Here is a 15,645-nt window from a genome sequence, read left to right on the forward strand (position 1 = left end):
CCGCCCGAGCCGCCCGCAGCCCCCGCGACCAGCGGCTCCCCCAGCACGCGCCAGACGCGCGCGTCCGCTCCATCACCCGAGGTCGAGGCCATGACCTCCACGCTAGGCCTGCCGCGTTACCCGCACATCACGCGCGCTTGAAACCGCGGTTTCAGATCGCCCGCGATCATGAAACCGCCGTTTCATCGCGCGGCCGTGGTACAAATCCCGGGTGACGGACCACCCGACCGAGCCGCAGACCGAGCCGCGGTCCGTGCCGCGGTTCGCGCCGCCGGCGCGCCACTACTTCGGGTTCGATCCGAAGAAGCCCTTTCCGCCGCCGAACCCGCTCGGCGGGTACGCCTACCCGGCCGACCGGCGGATCAGCGGGCCGGCTATCGCCTCGCTCATCCTGGGACTGCTCGGCTTCCTCCTCGTCACCGCGTGCGCGGGTCTCGGGCTCGGCCTCGGGGCGCTCGGCAGCATCAGGCGGACCGGGCGGCCGGGAACGGGTCTCGCGGTCGCGGGGATCGTTCTCTCAGCCGTGTGGCTGGCTCTCTGGCTGAAGGTGCTCGTCTTCGGCTGAGATCAGCTTCCCGAGGATGCGCCCGAGGTTCGGGTCCTGCCAGCCGTGGAGGCGGTGCGGCGAGGCGGAACCGCGGTTGTAGGGGTGGTCGAAGACGATGTGCGGCCACGGCGCCGGGCCGCAGGTGAGCTCGGGGATGTCGTCGATGAGCGCGAGGCCGGGGCACTCGCACTTGTTCTGCACGATGTGGGCCTCGGCGGCGGCCTCGGGGCCGAGGTGCTGCGTGAGCCAGGCGCGCTTCTCCTGCTCGCAGGCCTCGTGCCAGACCAGCGGCGAGCTGCAGATCCGGGGGTGGTAGCCGAGGTCGACGAGCCGCTGCCAGCCTTCGAGCGCGCCGCGGATCGGCATGAGGTCGCGGAAGAAGCCGGGCGCGCTGGTGACCTCGCGGATCTCGGCGTCGTACTGCGGGTTCTGCACGCGGATGCGGTGGGACGTGGTGGGCAGCCGGATATCGGGGCACGTCGGCATGAGCGTCTCGTACACGGCGCGGTCGAAGTCGGCGAGCACACCGTCCATGTCCACGAGTACGACCCGTGAGTTGTCCGTCATGGCGGAAGTGTAAAAGGACGCTCCCGTTCAAGGTGCGACGGCGTTTCGCCGTGGCAGACTGGTGCGCATGCCCGAATTGCCCGAGGTCGAGGCGCTGGCCGCCTTTCTGGACGGGAAGCTGGCCGGACGCACGGTGGCCGCGGCGACGCCCGTCGCGTTCCAGGCGCTCAAGACGTACGACCCGCCGCTGTCGGCGATCGAGGGCCTGACGTTCGACGGCGTGGGCCGGCGCGGGAAGTTCCTCGACCTGCGCGTCGGCGACCTGCACCTGGTCGTCCACCTGGCCCGGGCGGGGTGGATCCGCTGGAAGGACGAACTGCCGTCCGGGCCGGTGCGTCCCGGCAAGGGCCCGCTGGCGCTGCGGCTGCGGCTGGCGGAGCCGGAGTCCGCCGGCTTCGACGTGACGGAGGCGGGAACGCAGAAGCGGCTGGCGTTCTCGCTGGTGCGCGATCCGGCCGAGGTGCCCGGCGTGGCGAGCCTGGGCATCGAACCGCTCTCCCCCGAGTTCACCGCGGAGGTGCTTCGCGATCTGCTGCGCACCGAGCGTCGGCAGATCAAAGGCGTGCTTCGTGATCAGGGAACGATCGCAGGGATCGGAAACGCCTACTCCGACGAGATCCTGCACGCCGCGAAGATGTCGCCGTTCAAGATCGCGGCGAGGCTCACGCCGACCGAGGTGGACGGCCTGCACGCGGTGGCCGTCGCGACGCTCACCGAGGCGGTGGAGCGATCGCGCGGCCTGCCGCTGACCGAGCTGAAGAGCGAGAAGAAGTCGGGGCTGCGGGTGCACGGCCGCAAGGGCGAGCCGTGCCCGGTGTGCGGGGACACGATCCGGGAGGTCTCGTTCAGCGACTCGGCGCTGCAGTACTGCCCGACCTGCCAGACCGGCGGAAAGCCGCTGGCCGACCGAAGGCTCTCGCGGCTGCTGAAGTGAGCCGGCCGCCCGCGTGAGTCGGCCGCCGACCGTCTGCGTGTCATCGGGCAGGGCCTGTGTGTCATCGGGCAGCGCCGGGCCGCGGTGGACCTTCGCCGTGGCCCCCACCTGCGCATATAAGGGAAGGAAGAACACACCTCCCGCCACTATAAATCTATAGCACGACCCGGGTCTTGCGGCAAGGCCCCCCGGGTGGCGCACAATCGTCGGCCGAGGCCGTTTCCACGGATAGAGCGGGGATTCGAAGATGCAGACGACCGATATGACCGATCACGCGGTACTGATCGCCGGGGGCGGTCCGACCGGGCTGATGCTGGCGGGCGAACTGGCGCTCGCCGGGGTGGACGTCGCCGTGCTGGAGCGGCGCACGACCCGGGAGCTCGTCGGCTGGCGGGCGCTCGGCTTCCACGCGCGCACGCTCGAGGTCTTCGACCAGCGCGGCATCGCCGACCGGTTCGTCTCGGCGGGCATGATCGCCCAGACCACCGCCTTCGGCACGATCCGGCTCGACATCAGCGACTTCCCGACCCGGTTCAACCACGGGCTCGGGCTGCCGCAGAAGCACATCGAGCGGATCCTCGCCGACTGGGTCGAGGAGCTCGGCGTGCCCACCCACCGCGGCGTCGAGCTGACCGGCTTCACCCAGGACGAGGGCGGCGTCACCGTCGACTTCGCCGACGGCAAGTCGCTGCGGGCGCTCTACCTCGTGGGCTGCGACGGCGGGCGCAGCGTGGTGCGCAAGACGGCCGGAATCGCCTTCCCCGGCTGGGAGGCGACCGGCAGCGGCCTGATCGCCGCGGCCGAGTTCGACGAGGAGCCGGAGTGGGGCATGCGCCGCGACGAGTTCGGCGTCGCCGGATTCTCCCGCCCGGACCCCGACGGCCCGATCCGCGCGCAGGCGGCCGAGGACCACGTCGGCGAGGGCGAGCCGACGCTCGAGCAGCTGCGCGCGGCGATCGTCCGCTTCTACGGGACGGACTACGGCCTGCGCAGCGCCGAGTGGATCACCCGCTTCAGCGACACGACGCGGCAGGCCGAAGCGTACCGCGACCGGCGCGTGCTGCTCGCCGGCGACTCCGCGCACATCCACTCCCCCATGGGTGGCCAGGGCCTGGGCGTGGGCGTGCAAGACGCGGTCAACCTGGGCTGGAAGCTCGCGCAGGTGGTGCACGGAATGTCGGACGAGAGCCTGCTCGACACGTACCACGACGAGCGTCACCCGGTCGCGGCACGCGTGCTGCACAACACGATGGCGCAGATCGCCCTCGCCCGCGTCAACGACCGCACCGACGCGCTGCGCGACATCATGGGCGACCTGCTGAAGATGGAGGAACCGCGCAAGCACCTCGCGGGCATGGTGAGCGGGCTCGACATCCGGTACGACTTCGCCGTCCTCGACGGCCCCGGTGCGGCACCCGGTGAATCCGGTGAATCCGGTGAGGCCGGTGAATCCGGTGAATCCGGTGGATCCGGTGGATCCGGTGAAGCAGCGGTCGACGTCCATCCCCTGCTCGGCCGCCGGATGCCCGACCTCGATCTCAGCACCCGCATCGGCGAGCTCCGCGTCTTCACCCTGCTGCACAACGCGCGCCCGGTGCTGATCAACCTCGCCGCACCCGGCGCCTGCGACGACTCGCTTGCGCCCTGGTCCGACTACGTGCAGCTGGTCGACGCCACGTACGACGGCGCATGGGAACTCCCCGTCCTCGGCACCGTCCCCGCGCCCACCGGGGTGCTCGTGCGCCCGGACGGCCACGTCGCGTGGGTCGGCCGGAGCGCGTCCCTGGACGGGCTGACGGACGCGCTCGCGAAGTGGTTCGGTGTGAAGGAGCGGTGAAGGAAGCGTGCCCGGCCGCCGCGGCGGCCGGGCACGCTTCCTAACATCAGGCCATGAACGATTCCGCCACGCTGCGTCGAATCCGCATTCTGATCGTCCTTTTCGTCGTCGGCCTGATCCTCAGCGGTGTCACCGCCTTCCCCCTCGGCATCGAGGCCCGCGCACTCGACCGCATCCTCCATGGCGCCGCGTGGCCGGTCGCGCGGCACGTCACCTTCCTGACCTCGTGGATCGACGAGGTCAGCTCCGGGCTGTCGGACACCTACGCGCGTCACCCCTACATCGCGTACGGCACCGACTGGCTCGCGTTCGGCCACCTGGCGATCGCCGTCGCTTTCTGGGGGCCGTACCGCGAGCCGGTGCGCAACATCTGGGTCCTGAAGTTCGGCCTGATCTCGTGCGCCGGGGTCGTCCCGCTCGCCTTGATCTGCGCCCCGCTCCGGCACATCCCGCTGTGGTGGATCGCCGTGGACAGCTCGTTCGGCGTCTTCGGCGCGATCCCGCTGTACGCCGCGTACCGGATGACCCGCGGGCTGGAGCTCGCCGAGCAGGGTCGGGAGCGGGCGGCAACGGCCGCGGGTCGGCGGGAGGCCGAGGTCGAGCCGGCCTAGTCCCGGCCGCCGGGACCACCCGACGCCGCGGGGTAAGGCGGCCGCCGGGGGCTGCCCGTGTCACGCTGCCCGTCAGAAGTAGGCGGCGGCCTGGGCGGCGTAGAGCTCGGCGTAGCGGCCGCCCGCGGCCATCAGCTGGGCGTGGGTGCCGGACTCGAGGACCGTGCCGTCGGCGAGGACGAGGACGTGATCGGCCATGCTGACGGTCGAGAAGCGGTGCGAGACCAGGACGGTGACCGCTCCGGTCGCGGCGGCTGCCGAGCGGGCCTGGCGGGCGAAAGCTTCGAAGAGCTCGTGTTCGGCCTGCGGATCGAGGGCGGCGGTCGGCTCGTCGAGGACGAGCAGCAGGGGCGCGGTGCGCATCTGGCCGCGGGCCAAAGCGAGGCGCTGCCACTGGCCGTGCGAGAGTTCGGCGCCGCCGAAGATCTTGCCGAGCTGCGAGTCGAGGCCGTCGCCGAGGCTCGCGACGGTGGCCTCGGCTCCGGCTCGGGCGACAGCGGCCTCGACGGCGGCGCGGTCCTCGATGCGGGGCAGGTCACCGACGCCGATGGCCTGGTACGCGGGCAGCTCGAATTTCACGAAGTCCTGGAAGACGCCGCAGGAGGCTGATGCCCACGCCTTCGGCGCGATGGCGGAAAGCGGAGTTCCGTCGACCTCGAGCCGGCCGGACGTGGGCTGGTAGAGGCCGGTGAGCAGCTTGACCAGCGTGGTCTTCCCGGCGCCGTTGACGCCGACGAGGCCGATGACGCTGCCGGGCGGGAAGTGCGCGGTGATGGAGTGCAGGACGGGGGTTGTGGTTCCCGGGTAGGTGAAGGCGACGTCGTCGAGGGTGATTCCGCCGGTCAGGCGTGACGGCGGGGCTTGGCGGTGGGCCGCGGAACGCGTGGCGGTCGCGGCGTGGTCGCGCAGCCATGCATAGTGCTCGGCGACCTGGCCGGCATCGCCGATGCGCTCGGTGCTGGACTGGAGGAGGAAGAGCTGAAGTCGGAGCTGAGCGGCGAGTGTCAGCACCATGACGAGCGCGCCGATCGCCGCCTGCCCGGCCAGTACGCGGTGTACGACGAGCGCGATGCCGGCGCCCAGACCGGCGACGTAGAGGGTCCAGCCCGCCGCCTGCAACGCCGCGCCTCGCACGTGGGCCCGTCGCTGGTGCCGGCTCGCCTCCTCCCACAGGGCGGTCGCGCGGCGGCTGAGTTCGGGGCCTGATCCGGCGATCCGGACCTCCTTGGCGGCGTTCGGGTTCAGGCAGAGCTCGTGCAGATGCAGTTCGAGCCGGGTGATCTCGGCGTCGGCCTCGTGTGCGGCACGGGACCAGGCCTGGGCGCGGTTGCCGAAGGCTAGGACCGGCACTGTCGTGGCGACGAGCCCGAGCAGCAGCGGGTCGATCTGCGCGAGCAGGACGCCGCTGAGGGTGAGGCTGATCAGGGCTGTGGCCCCTTCGACGACGGACCAGGCGTAGCCGGCCAGCGCGTTCGTCCCCTTGACCGCGAGGAAGACGCGGTTGAGGTAGTCGGCGCGTTCCAGGTGCTCGACGCCGGGAATCGACGCGACGTCGGCCATCACCTCGCGGGTCAGCTCCAGGTCCATCTTGCTGACCAGGCCGGCCCGCAGGTTGCCCTGCATCCGGCCGCCGATGGTGAGCATCATCGCGGCGAGAGCGCCGAAGATGACGGCGGGACCGAGGCGTGACCAGGCGGCAAGGCCGGACGACGTGCCGTTGACGCGCGCGTCGTCGACCACCCAGCGCTGGGCGAGGCCCACGGCGGTGGGCGTGACCGCGACCAGGATCCTGAGGAGCCAGTTGACGGCGGTGGCCGTCCGGTCCACGCGCCAGGAGAGCGCGAGCAGGTGTCGCAGAGTGCGCAGACGGTCGGCAAGGGTATCCAAGCGGCCCGCGAGATTGCCGGTGCGGTTCACGAGCGTGCCCAGGCGCTTTGCGACATTGCCGGTGCGGCCCGCAAGGATACCCAGGCGGTCCGCGAGATCGCCGGTGCGGTTCACGAGGCGGCCTCCGTGAAGCGGGCGGCCTGGAGGCGGAACAGCCGCGCGTAGCTGCCGTCCTGGTTCGTCAGCAGCGTCTCGTGGTCGCCGGATTCGGTGATCCGGCCGTCGTCGAGGACGACGATGCGGTCGGCGTCGCGGACGTTGGACAGCCGGTGCGAGATGATCACGACGGACGCGTTCGCGGCATGCGCGGTCACGCGCGCGTTGAACTCCTGCTCGGCCTCGACGTCCAGGTGAGCCGTCGGCTCGTCGAGCACGAGCAACCGGCGTCCGTGAGCGACGGCGAACAGTGCGCGGGCGATCGCAAGCTTCTGCCACTGGCCGCCGGACAGGTCGACGGCGCCGGTACCGCCCTTCCACAGCGTCGTGCGGACGCCGTCGGGTAGCGCGGCGACGGTGTCGGCGGCGCCGGCCGCGGCGATCGCGTCATCGATGCCTGCGACGTCGTCAACGTGCTCGGGGGCGGAGAGCGCGACGTTGTCGGCGACGGACGTCCCGTAGTGCACGAAGTCCTGGAACAGCGCCGTCATCCGCCGCCGCCACTGCTCGACGTCCAGGGCGCGGAGGTCGACGCCGTCGACGGTGATCCGTCCGGTGGTCGGCTGGTAGAGGCCTGCGAGCAGCTTCATCATCGTCGTCTTGCCGGCTCCGTTGACGCCGACGACTGCGAGCGTCTCGCCGGGCTGGATCTCCAGCGACAAGCCGTCGATCGTCGGATGCGCGGCACCGGGATAGGTGAATGAGACGTCTTCGAAACGGATGTGCGGCGGCGTGTCCGAGGCCTGTTGCGCAGCTTCGGATCGGGGCGCTGCCGGCGGCGTCATGTCGTCGCGCGCGAGGATGCGGTCCAGTGCGCGCACCGTGACGACGCCGTAGTCGATGTCGAACGCCTCCATCCCCATGAACGCCAGCCCGATGACCGCGAACGCCGCCGAGACGCAGCGCGCGACGGTCCCGGCGGCCTGGCCGGAGTCGCCGAGCACCCAGATCGTGGCGGCGCCGCAGAGGCTCGAGACCGTGAGCGTGACCCCCTGCCGGCCCAGCACCGAGGCGCGGGCGACCCAGGCGGGAGTCCGCGCCGTCACATAGGCCTGATGCATGCGGTCGAGGATCCAGTCGGCCAGGCCGAAGAGCCGGACCTCCTTCGCCGGGGCCGCCTCGTAGGCGAGCTGCGCGAAATACTGGGCCTTGCGCGTGTCGGAGGCCCGCGAGTCCTCCATGCCGTTCAGCCACATCCACTGCCGGCGCACCAGCATGCGCAGGACCAGCGACGCGGCGGTGAGCCCGAGGGCCAGCAGCGGGAAGCGCAGGCCCAGGACGACCGCGGCGCCGAGGCCGCCGACGGTGTTCGTGAGCAGCGTGACCTCGCCGACCGCCGCGTTGCCGGGCGAGCGGGTGCGCCAGCCGAGGCCGAGATCGCAGGCCCGCTCGACGTCGTCTCGGAACCCGGGGTCTTCGAGGTGCGCGATGCCGGTCGGGGCCAGCGCGATGGCCCGCACCCGCGCGCGGATCACGCCGTCGATGCGGCGCGCGGCCACGACCTCGCAGGCGCGGCCGGCGAGGATCGCGATCTGGACCGCGATGACGACGCCGACCGTGGCGAGCAGCGCGGGTACGACGTCGGCCGGCCGGTGCGCCGTCGTCGTGGTCGCGACGAGCCGGCCGGTGGTCAGCGCCGTGCCGATAGTCCCGGCGACCTGCGCCACCGCGCAGGCGACGATGCCGGCGACCGACCAGCGTCCCGCGTGGCCGAACAGCGCGAGCAGCCGACAGCGCTCGATGATCAGGGCCCGGGCGCCTGCCGGGCGCAGCGCGCCCCAGCCGAACCGCGGATCCGCCACACCGGGGCGGCCCTCCCTGACGCCATCCCCGTTCGCCGCTTCCATGCGCGCACCCCTCGTCGAGGTACCCGATGATGGCCCAGCCGCCCGGGCCGCGGCAAAGGGTTTCTCTAGGCCTGGAGCTGCTTGGCCTCCAGCCGCTCCGTGCGCGGCCAGTGCACGTCCTGCGCCCAGCGCAGCCGCTCGAAGAGCCAGATGACGCGGGCGGACGGGTCGATCTGGCCGGGCAGCACGCCGTGCCGGGCGGAGGTCGGGTCGGCGTGGTGGGAGTTGTGCCAGCTCTCGCCGAAGGACAGGATCGCGAGCGGCCAGAAGTTGGTGGCGCGGTCGCGGCAGGAGAACGGGCGCTTGCCGACGACGTGGCAGACGGAGTTCACCGACCAGGTGATGTGGTGCAGCAGCGCCATCCGCATGATGCCGGCCCAGAAGAAGGCCTCGAGCGCCCCCTGCCCCGTGCCGGTCACCAGCCAGCCGATCGCGGCGGGGCCGAGCAGCGAGACTGCGGTGAGCGGGCCGAAGAGCCGGCCGACGAGCTTGAGGTCCTTGTCCTCGATGATGTCCGGGGCGAAACGGGGCCGGTTGCTCAGCTGGCGGCGCAGCATCCAGCCGACGTGCGCGTGGATCAGGCCTTTGAGCAGCGCCCACGCGTCGGTGCCGTACCGCCACGGCGAGTGCGGGTCGCCCTCGCGGTCGGAGAACGCGTGGTGGCGGCGGTGGTTGGCGACCCACTGCACCGGCGAGCCCTCGACGGCCAGCGATCCGGCGACGGCGAGCGCGATCCGCAGCGGGCGCTTGGCCTTGAAGGCGCGGTGGGTGAAGCAGCGGTGGTAGCCGACGGTGACGCCGAGGCCCGACACGACGTAGCACGCGGCGGCCAGGCCGAGGTCGAACGGGGTCAGCCCCCAGCCCCAGGCGAGCGGGACGATCACGACGAGGCAGAGCATCGGGCCGACGACGAAGACCCACATCGCCATCGCGGCGGCGAGGTTCTGCGGGGCGTCGAGCAGCGGCTTGGGGGACGAGGTCGGCGGGCCGGGCGACGTCGGCGCGGCGGCGAGGGACATGGCTGGTGGCTCGATCCTGGCCGAGGGGGGACCCGTGCGCGAGGGCATCAGGGGGCTTGGTTCCAGTGTCGGGCACGGCTGCGGACGTTCCCGTGAACGCAGTCACGCGAAGATCGGCCGACTCGGTGAACAGCGGGAACGTCGGCGCCGTACGGCGGCCCCGAGTGCCCGGTTCGCCTAGGATCCGTACGAGGGCACGGCGGCGCGGGAAAGGGTACGCATGGACGGCACGGGGTGGGCCACGCGCGAGCGGCTGCTCGAGATAGTGCGCTTCTGCGCGGTCGGGCTCGGCACGTTCCTGCTGGACGAGGGCGCCCTGATCCTGCTGCACGGCCCGGCCCGGCTGCCCCTCGCCGTCGCCACGGCGCTCGCGTACACGCTGGCCGCGCTGCTGAACTTCGTGCTCAGCCGGCAGTGGGTGTTCGAGCAGGCCTCGAACGGCGCGCGGCCGCGCACGGCCCTGGTGCGCTACGTCATCGTGGTCGTGATCGGCCTGCTGATCACGGCGGCGCTGGTGCCCGCGCTGCAGGCGATCGGGGTCGACTACCGGATCGGCAAGGTCCTGGTCTCCGGGCTCGTCGGCATCGCCAACTACTTCGCGTTCCCGATGTGGGTGTTCCGGGGCTCCGGCGAGGACGCGGAACCGGTCGCCGCGGCCGACGGGTCCGCCGGCGCCGTGGCGCCGGCCACCGTGCCGGGCGAGCCGCCCGCCGTGCTGGGCGAGCCGGCCGAGGCGACCGGTGCGCCGTAGCGAGTATCAGGTTTTTACCAAAGCCTGACGTCGCAGGGGCGGCTTTAACCGTCCATTACCCCAAGGCACTTGCGCGCTTTCCCGGCGATGCGCTCGCGGATTCGCGACCCGAGCGCGGTCAAGCTCGGAACCCGAAACCGTAACGTGTTCATGACAAAACCCGGCATCCGACCGCGTGTCTCTCAGCGTTCTCTCAGTGTCGGATGTGAGTGTGGCCGTGCCTTGGGTGGGCTATGGATCGGGATCGGAGCCTGAGTTTTGTCGCAAGCCGTGAAGGTGCTCGCTCCGGAGGGGGAAGGTGCCGAGCCGATGGCCGGGCCGCCCGCCGGAGCCGGGGAGGAGGGCGGCCGCAGCCGGCGGCGCCGCCTCGCGATCCTCGCCGTGTGGAGCGGGGTCTGGGCACTGTACTTCAGCGTCACCGGCGGCTTCTCCTGGCACTACTTCGTGCAGGGCAGCACCCTGCTGTTCCACGGGGCGCAGCCCGGCCAGCCGGCCGGCGGGCTCGACCTGTACGCGAACTACCCGCAGCTGCAGATCGGGCCGGTGACCTTCGCGCTGGCCGAGGTACTGCGGCAGCTCGGCGGCGGCGCGGGGGTGCACGCGGCCGAGGCGTTCATGACCGTGCTCGGGCTGCTCGTGCTCTACTGCCTCGAGCGGATCGCCGAGGCGATGCGGCCGGAGCTGACCCGGACCAGACGGCTCGACCGGACGATGCTCTTCGGCGGCGGCATCTTCATGATCGGCTGGACCGATCTGAGCGTCGGCATCGGGCACCTCGACGACGTGCTGGCCCTGACGCTCGTCACGCTCGCGGTGTGGGCGCTGACCGCGAACATCCCGACGCTCGCCGGGCTGTGCCTCGGGCTGTCGGTCGACTCGAAGCCCTGGGCGCTGGTGTTCCTGGCGCTGATCCTGACGGTGCCGGCGTTCATGCGGACGCACGTGGCCGTCTGGACCGGCGCGACCGTCCTGGTGGCCTGGCTGCCGTTCGTCATCGCGGACCCGCACATGCTGACGGCGGCCTCCGCGTTCACCATCCCGAACGAGCCGTCCTCCTCGCTGCGCGCGCTCGGCGTGGCCGACGCGGGGACGCCGAAGTGGGACCGGATGGCGCAGATCGGGCTCGGCTGCTTCCTCGGCGGAATCGCGGTGTGGCGGCGCCGCTGGCCGGCGATCATCCTGCTCGGCGTCGGGGCGCGGATAGTGCTGGACCCCGGCGTGTACGCGTACTACACGTCCGGGGTCCTGCTGGGCGCGCTGATGTGGGACACGCTCGGGCTGCGCAAGCCGTGGCCGATGTGGACGATCATCACCGGCTCCGCCCTCGCCATCACGCCGATCTTCATCGCGAACTCGAGCATGCTCGGGCAGATACGCCTGGGGGTGGTCGTCCTGTTCAGCGTGGCGGTGCTGGTCACGCCCGCGTACGAGATCGGCCCGCTGGCCCGCCGCGGGCTCGGCCGTCGCCGGAAGGTGACGACCAGCCGGACCGGCCGCTGAGCCGGTCCGGCACGCGAGACGGGTCGCGCGCGAGACGGATCGCGCGCGACGGTCAGCCGTCGGCGCGCCGTCGATCGCGGAGGACCGGGAGATGCAGCAGAAGCCTTTCGCGGCAGCCGTTCGCGGCGACTGTTCGCAGCCGCCGTTCGCGCAACCCGGTCCCGGGAGGCGCGGGCAGCGGGCCGATCAGCTGCCGCAGTAGTTCCACGTGCTGCTGGTCCACGACTGGCCGTTGTAGCTACCGCCAAATATGACGCACTTGCCCGCCGCCTTCTCGGTCACCGGCCCGGCGTAGTACGAGTAGCTGCCGGAGTCGGTGACCGTTGTGCCGCCCTGCACGTCGAGCGTCGCGCTCATCGCGACCTTGCCGTACACGGTCTTCGCGAGCATCGTCACGCAGTTGTAGCCGGTCGAGTTGTTGTAGAGCAGGTAGACCTTGCCGCCGGAGTCGAGCGTCTTCGTCGTCACGACGCTGTACCCGCTGCCGCAGACCTGAGTGGCCGTGTACGGGTTCGGCGTACCTGAGGCCGAGGCTGTGGGCGTGGGCGAGGCCGCGCTCGTCGTGGTCGACGCCGTGGTCTGCTGCCCGGCGCCCGCCGAGCTCGTCGCACTGCCCGTCGCGGCGCCCGACGTCGAGGCCCCCGCGGAAGCCGCGGCGGAGGATGTCGCCGATGTGCTCGCCGTGGCCGTCGCAGGCTTCGGAGACTGCGCCGACGGAGACGCAATCGAACCGGCGATCCCGCCCGACGAAGTGGCCGAGACCGTCCCGCTCGTGCTCGCTGCGTCGGCCGCGGTCTTCGAGCTCGGTTGCAGCACGAGGTAGCCCGTGACGCCGAGCGCCACGACCACGATCGCCGCCAACGTCGCGATCAGCGCACCGTTTCGCTTGCGACTGCCCTCTCCATCCTCACGCCGTCCGGGCGCGCCGCCGGTGAACACCGTCGGCTCGGAGTCGACCGGCGGCAGGATCGGCGGAGGCGGAGGGGCCGCAAAAAGCTGTTCCGGCTGCGACGGCTCCCCGTGCGGCTGCGGTTGGGAGTGCTGCGGCCCCGAGACCGAGGGCGCCGGCTCCGGGTACGTCGGCTCGTCGAGCGCCGGGTCCGGCAGAGTCCTTCCGGCGGCGAGGGTCCGCTCGTGGATCTGCGCGGCGAGCGACTCCGGCCACTGCGCCGCGTCGTCCGGCGCCCACGCCCCCGTGCCCGCCGCGGCCTGAGCCATCGCCACCACGCCGGCGGCGTTCGGACGCTGCAGCGGATCCTTCGCCATGCAGCGCAGCACGACGTCCCGCAACTGCGGCTCGACATCGTTCAGGCCGCTGAGATCCGGCTCCTCGTACACGACGCGGAAGAGCACGTCCGCCGTGCCGCCCTCGCCGAACGGCAGTCTGCCGGTCGCCGCGAAGTACAGCAGCACGCCGAGCGAGAACATGTCGGAGGCCGGGGAAACGGTGCCCGTCTTCGCCTGCTCCGGGGCCATGTAGCTCGGCGTGCCGACGTTCATGCCGGTCGCAGTGAGCTGGCTCAGGTCGGCGGCGTGCGCGACACCGAAGTCGATGATCTTCGCGCCGCCGGTGTTCAGGATCACGTTGGAGGGCTTCACGTCCCGGTGCACGATCCCCGCCCGGTGCACGGCGACCAGCGCGTTCCCGAGGTCGTGGGCCAGCCGCCAGACCGAGGCGGACGGCAGCGGGCGACCCGGCTGCACCGCGTCCCCGAGCCCGACGCCTGGCACGAACTCGGTGACCATCCACGGCTGCTGCGCCTCGGCGTCGCCCTGGACGAGCGCCGCGGCGTACGGCGTGCGCACCCGGCCGACGGTCTCCAGCTCGCGGGCGAAACGGCGGCGGAACTCCGGGCTGTCGGCCAGGTCCGGGCGGATCACCTTCACCGCGACCCAGGCCCCGCCGCGCGACGGACCGAACCCCGGATTCTGCGCCCAGCCGAGGTAGACCCGGCCCATGCCGCCGATGCCGAGCAGCGCGTGGATCCGGTAGCGGCCGACCGTCGCCGGGTCCTGAGGTCCCAGCGGCCGCGCGCCGAGTCCCGTGTAGTCACCGGCGCCGTCGTAGCCCGCACCCGTCCTGGATTTCCCCGCGCCCGCCGACATTCTCGCGCCTTCCGCCATTCCCACCCGTCGCCACCCGTATCGGGCCGCGATCCTACCGCAGCCCCGCCACGGTTCCGGCGAGCGGAAAGGCGCACCCGGCCGTCAGGCCTGCACCGCCACGTTGCTGATCGCGTGGCGGACCAACTGGATGAGCACGGCCTTGACCGAGTCGCGGTCGCGGGCGTCGCAAGGCAGGACGGGGACGTGGGCGGGGACGGCGAGGGCCTCGCGGACGTCCTCGACGGCGTGCGGCTGCTGGCCGTGGAAGGCGTTGACGCCGATGACGTAGGGCAGGCGGGCGTCGTCGAAGTAGTCGATGGCCGAGAAGCAGTCGGCGAGGCGCCTGGTGTCGACCAGGACGACGGCGCCGATGGCGCCGCGGCACAGGTCGTCCCACATGAACCAGAAGCGGTTCTGGCCGGGGGTGCCGAACAGGTACAGGATGAGGTCCTGGGCCAGGCTGATCCGGCCGAAGTCCATCGCGACCGTGGTGGCGATCTTGTCCGGGATGACGGTCAGATCGTCGACGCCGTGGCTGGCGGCGGTCATCACGGCCTCGGTGGTGAGCGGGTCGATCTCGGAGACCGCGCCGACGAACGTGGTCTTGCCGACGCCGAAGCCGCCGGCCACCACGATCTTCGCCGAGGTGACGCGCACCTCGCGCACCTCAGAGGTTCTCGAGTCCACTGAGCACCCTTTCCAGCAACTGTATGTCGGGCACCGCGTCGCCGTCGGTGGGTTCGACGACCACGAGACCGTATTCGGCCAGGTCGCCGACAATTACTCCGGCCACACCGAGCGGCACGCCCAGCAGAGCGGCGATCTCGGCGACTGACCTTACCTCGCGGCAGATACGGCACACAGCCTCGTACTCGGGAACGAGGGTGTGCATCACGTCACGCCCGCGCGAGGTAGTCGCGACCAGCGCCTCGATGGCGAGGTGGCCGGACGACCCGGTGCGGCCGCCGGTGACGGCGTACGGGCGCACGAAGGGAGAGGACCCGTCTGCGTTCACCGTACGTCTCCTCTCGCCTCGCGCGCATCGTCAGTCACAGGTCATCGCTTCGGCAGCGACGCCTGCAGTTCCTCGCGCAGCGAGGGGGTGAGCGTGTCCCCGGTGCGTTCGGCGACCAGGGTCATCTGATACCCGACGAGGCCCATGTCGCACTCCGGCGCGGCCATCACCGCGAAGACGGATCCGTCGCTGATCTGCATGACGAACAGGAACCCGCGCTTCATCTCGACGATCGTCTGGGTGACGGTGCCGCCCTCGAAGATCTTCGCCGCGCCCTGGGTGAGGCTCGCCAGCCCGCAGGCCACGGCGGACAGCTGATCGGCGCGGTCCCTGGCCAGGCCCTCGGAATAGGCCAAGACGAGGCCGTCCGAGGAGAGCACGACGGCGTGCGCGACCTTCGGCACCTGGTCGACGAAGTTATTGATCAGCCAGTTCAGGTCCTTGGCGGCCTGGCTCAGCTCTTCCACGCGGCACTCCTCGGCAGACGGCGGGGCGGGGTCACGGCCGGCCTCCGGGGGACGGGTCGCGGCGCAGGTTCTGCGGGGGCACGGCGCGGGCGGCTCCGGTGCCGCCGGCGCGTCCGGGGACGAGGTTGGCCCGCGGGGTGCGCCGCGGCAGCCCCGCCCTGGTCACGCCGTCCTGGGCCGGGTTGTCCAGGGCCCGCGCGGCGAGCCAGCCGGCGTCCCCGGGCGATGTCCAGTTCGCGGGCGGGCCGGGAGGCGTGGCCGACCCCGGCGGCACGGCCTGGGCGGAATGGGCGGAATGGGCCGGCTGGGCGGAATGGGCCGGTTGGACGGTCTGGGCCGGCGGCGTCGCGGCGGCGGCCTGGGCGGAATGGGCGGAATGGGCCGGCTGGACAGACTGGGTG

At 71.8% G+C, this 15,645-nt stretch carries 14 protein-coding genes and 1 pseudogene; 6 read left to right on the top strand and 9 right to left on the bottom strand.

Annotation, left to right across the window (positions count from 1 at the left end; all coding sequences use genetic code 11):
* The first annotated feature begins 211 nt into the window (after window positions 1–211).
* The gene (locus KDK95_RS37950; RefSeq protein ID WP_212521757.1) at window positions 212–565 is read left to right on the top strand and encodes a DUF4190 domain-containing protein; all 354 of its coding nucleotides are present in this window, start codon (window positions 212–214) and stop codon (window positions 563–565) included.
* On the opposite strand, the gene KDK95_RS30305 is transcribed toward KDK95_RS37950, so the two are convergent.
* Complete coding sequence (locus KDK95_RS30305; protein ID WP_212521758.1) at window positions 518–1,114, bottom strand: 5' nucleotidase, NT5C type; 597 nt, start codon at window positions 1,112–1,114, stop codon at window positions 518–520. The genes KDK95_RS37950 and KDK95_RS30305 overlap by 48 nt on opposite strands.
* Window positions 1,115–1,181: 67 nt before the next feature.
* Here KDK95_RS30305 and KDK95_RS30310 point away from each other — a divergent pair, with 67 nt between their 5' ends.
* The 3 genes from KDK95_RS30310 to KDK95_RS30320 all read left to right on the top strand — a co-directional run bounded on the left by KDK95_RS30310 (window position 1,182) and on the right by KDK95_RS30320 (window position 4,496).
* A complete protein-coding gene (locus tag KDK95_RS30310; protein ID WP_212521759.1) occupies window positions 1,182–2,048 on the top strand; it encodes an Fpg/Nei family DNA glycosylase in 867 nt (288 codons plus the stop codon).
* A gap of 262 nt (window positions 2,049–2,310) precedes the next feature.
* Complete coding sequence (locus KDK95_RS30315) at window positions 2,311–3,885, top strand: FAD-dependent monooxygenase (RefSeq protein ID WP_372463410.1); 1,575 nt, start codon at window positions 2,311–2,313, stop codon at window positions 3,883–3,885.
* A gap of 53 nt (window positions 3,886–3,938) precedes the next feature.
* The gene (locus tag KDK95_RS30320) at window positions 3,939–4,496 is read left to right on the top strand and encodes a hypothetical protein (protein WP_212521761.1); all 558 of its coding nucleotides are present in this window, start codon (window positions 3,939–3,941) and stop codon (window positions 4,494–4,496) included.
* A 72-nt stretch (window positions 4,497–4,568) separates the two neighbouring features.
* On the opposite strand, the gene KDK95_RS37505 is transcribed toward KDK95_RS30320, so the two are convergent.
* The 3 genes from KDK95_RS37505 to KDK95_RS30335 form a co-directional block, all read right to left on the bottom strand.
* Window positions 4,569–6,497, bottom strand: coding sequence for an ATP-binding cassette domain-containing protein (locus KDK95_RS37505; protein WP_212521762.1), 1,929 nt, complete (start codon window positions 6,495–6,497; stop codon window positions 4,569–4,571).
* Window positions 6,494–8,341 (bottom strand): ABC transporter ATP-binding protein, encoded by a 1,848-nt coding sequence (locus KDK95_RS37510; RefSeq protein WP_212521763.1) that lies wholly within the window; start codon window positions 8,339–8,341, stop codon window positions 6,494–6,496. Before KDK95_RS37510 ends, KDK95_RS37505 begins: the two co-directional genes overlap by 4 nt.
* Before the next feature lie 110 nt (window positions 8,342–8,451).
* Entirely contained in the window at window positions 8,452–9,405 is a 954-nt protein-coding gene (locus KDK95_RS30335) for an acyl-CoA desaturase (RefSeq protein WP_212521764.1), read from the bottom strand.
* Window positions 9,406–9,625: 220 nt separating this feature from the next.
* Between KDK95_RS30335 and KDK95_RS30340 the strand changes: the two genes are divergently transcribed.
* Both KDK95_RS30340 and KDK95_RS30345 read left to right on the top strand, forming a co-directional pair.
* Window positions 9,626–10,156 (top strand): GtrA family protein, encoded by a 531-nt coding sequence (locus KDK95_RS30340; RefSeq protein ID WP_212521765.1) that lies wholly within the window; start codon window positions 9,626–9,628, stop codon window positions 10,154–10,156.
* Window positions 10,157–10,465: 309 nt separating this feature from the next.
* Complete coding sequence (locus KDK95_RS30345) at window positions 10,466–11,656, top strand: hypothetical protein (RefSeq protein WP_212521766.1); 1,191 nt, start codon at window positions 10,466–10,468, stop codon at window positions 11,654–11,656.
* A gap of 186 nt (window positions 11,657–11,842) precedes the next feature.
* Here the strand turns inward: KDK95_RS30345 and KDK95_RS30350 are convergent, their stop codons facing one another.
* The 5 genes and pseudogenes from KDK95_RS30350 to KDK95_RS30370 form a co-directional block, all read right to left on the bottom strand.
* Window positions 11,843–13,762: a serine/threonine-protein kinase gene (locus tag KDK95_RS30350; protein WP_212521767.1), complete on the bottom strand. Its 1,920-nt coding sequence runs from the start codon at window positions 13,760–13,762 to the stop codon at window positions 11,843–11,845.
* Between the two features lie 102 nt (window positions 13,763–13,864).
* On the bottom strand, window positions 13,865–14,449 hold the full coding sequence (locus KDK95_RS30355; protein WP_307844793.1) for a GTP-binding protein: 585 nt from the start codon (window positions 14,447–14,449) through the stop codon (window positions 13,865–13,867).
* Window positions 14,430–14,777, bottom strand: coding sequence for a DUF742 domain-containing protein (locus tag KDK95_RS30360; protein WP_212521768.1), 348 nt, complete (start codon window positions 14,775–14,777; stop codon window positions 14,430–14,432). The genes KDK95_RS30355 and KDK95_RS30360 overlap by 20 nt, the downstream gene beginning before the upstream one ends.
* A 41-nt stretch (window positions 14,778–14,818) precedes the next feature.
* Window positions 14,819–15,244 carry a roadblock/LC7 domain-containing protein gene (locus KDK95_RS30365; RefSeq protein WP_372463408.1) on the bottom strand — a complete coding sequence of 142 codons (426 nt, stop codon included), beginning with the start codon at window positions 15,242–15,244 and terminating at the stop codon, window positions 14,819–14,821.
* Window positions 15,245–15,275: 31 nt separating this feature from the next.
* A pseudogene (locus KDK95_RS30370) lies at window positions 15,276–15,645 on the bottom strand (hypothetical protein); the annotation flags it as partial.

The organism is Actinospica acidithermotolerans (assembly GCF_018139625.1).
Taxonomy (GTDB): Bacteria; Actinomycetota; Actinomycetes; order Streptomycetales; family Catenulisporaceae; genus Actinospica; species Actinospica acidithermotolerans.

Bases quoted from the DNA above. Each gene is read 5' to 3' on its own strand.
- KDK95_RS30320 (WP_212521761.1), top strand. From the start codon at position 3,939: ATGAACGATTCCGCCACGCTGCGTCGAATCCGCATTCTGATCGTCCTT.
- KDK95_RS30310 (WP_212521759.1), top strand. From the start codon at position 1,182: ATGCCCGAATTGCCCGAGGTCGAGGCGCTGGCCGCCTTTCTGGACGGG.
- KDK95_RS30345 (WP_212521766.1), top strand. From the start codon at position 10,466: ATGGCCGGGCCGCCCGCCGGAGCCGGGGAGGAGGGCGGCCGCAGCCGG.
- KDK95_RS30350 (WP_212521767.1), bottom strand. From the start codon at position 13,762: ATGTCGGCGGGCGCGGGGAAATCCAGGACGGGTGCGGGCTACGACGGC.
- KDK95_RS30335 (WP_212521764.1), bottom strand. From the start codon at position 9,405: ATGTCCCTCGCCGCCGCGCCGACGTCGCCCGGCCCGCCGACCTCGTCC.
- KDK95_RS30315 (WP_372463410.1), top strand. From the start codon at position 2,311: ATGACCGATCACGCGGTACTGATCGCCGGGGGCGGTCCGACCGGGCTG.
- KDK95_RS30340 (WP_212521765.1), top strand. From the start codon at position 9,626: ATGGACGGCACGGGGTGGGCCACGCGCGAGCGGCTGCTCGAGATAGTG.
- KDK95_RS30305 (WP_212521758.1), bottom strand. From the start codon at position 1,114: ATGACGGACAACTCACGGGTCGTACTCGTGGACATGGACGGTGTGCTC.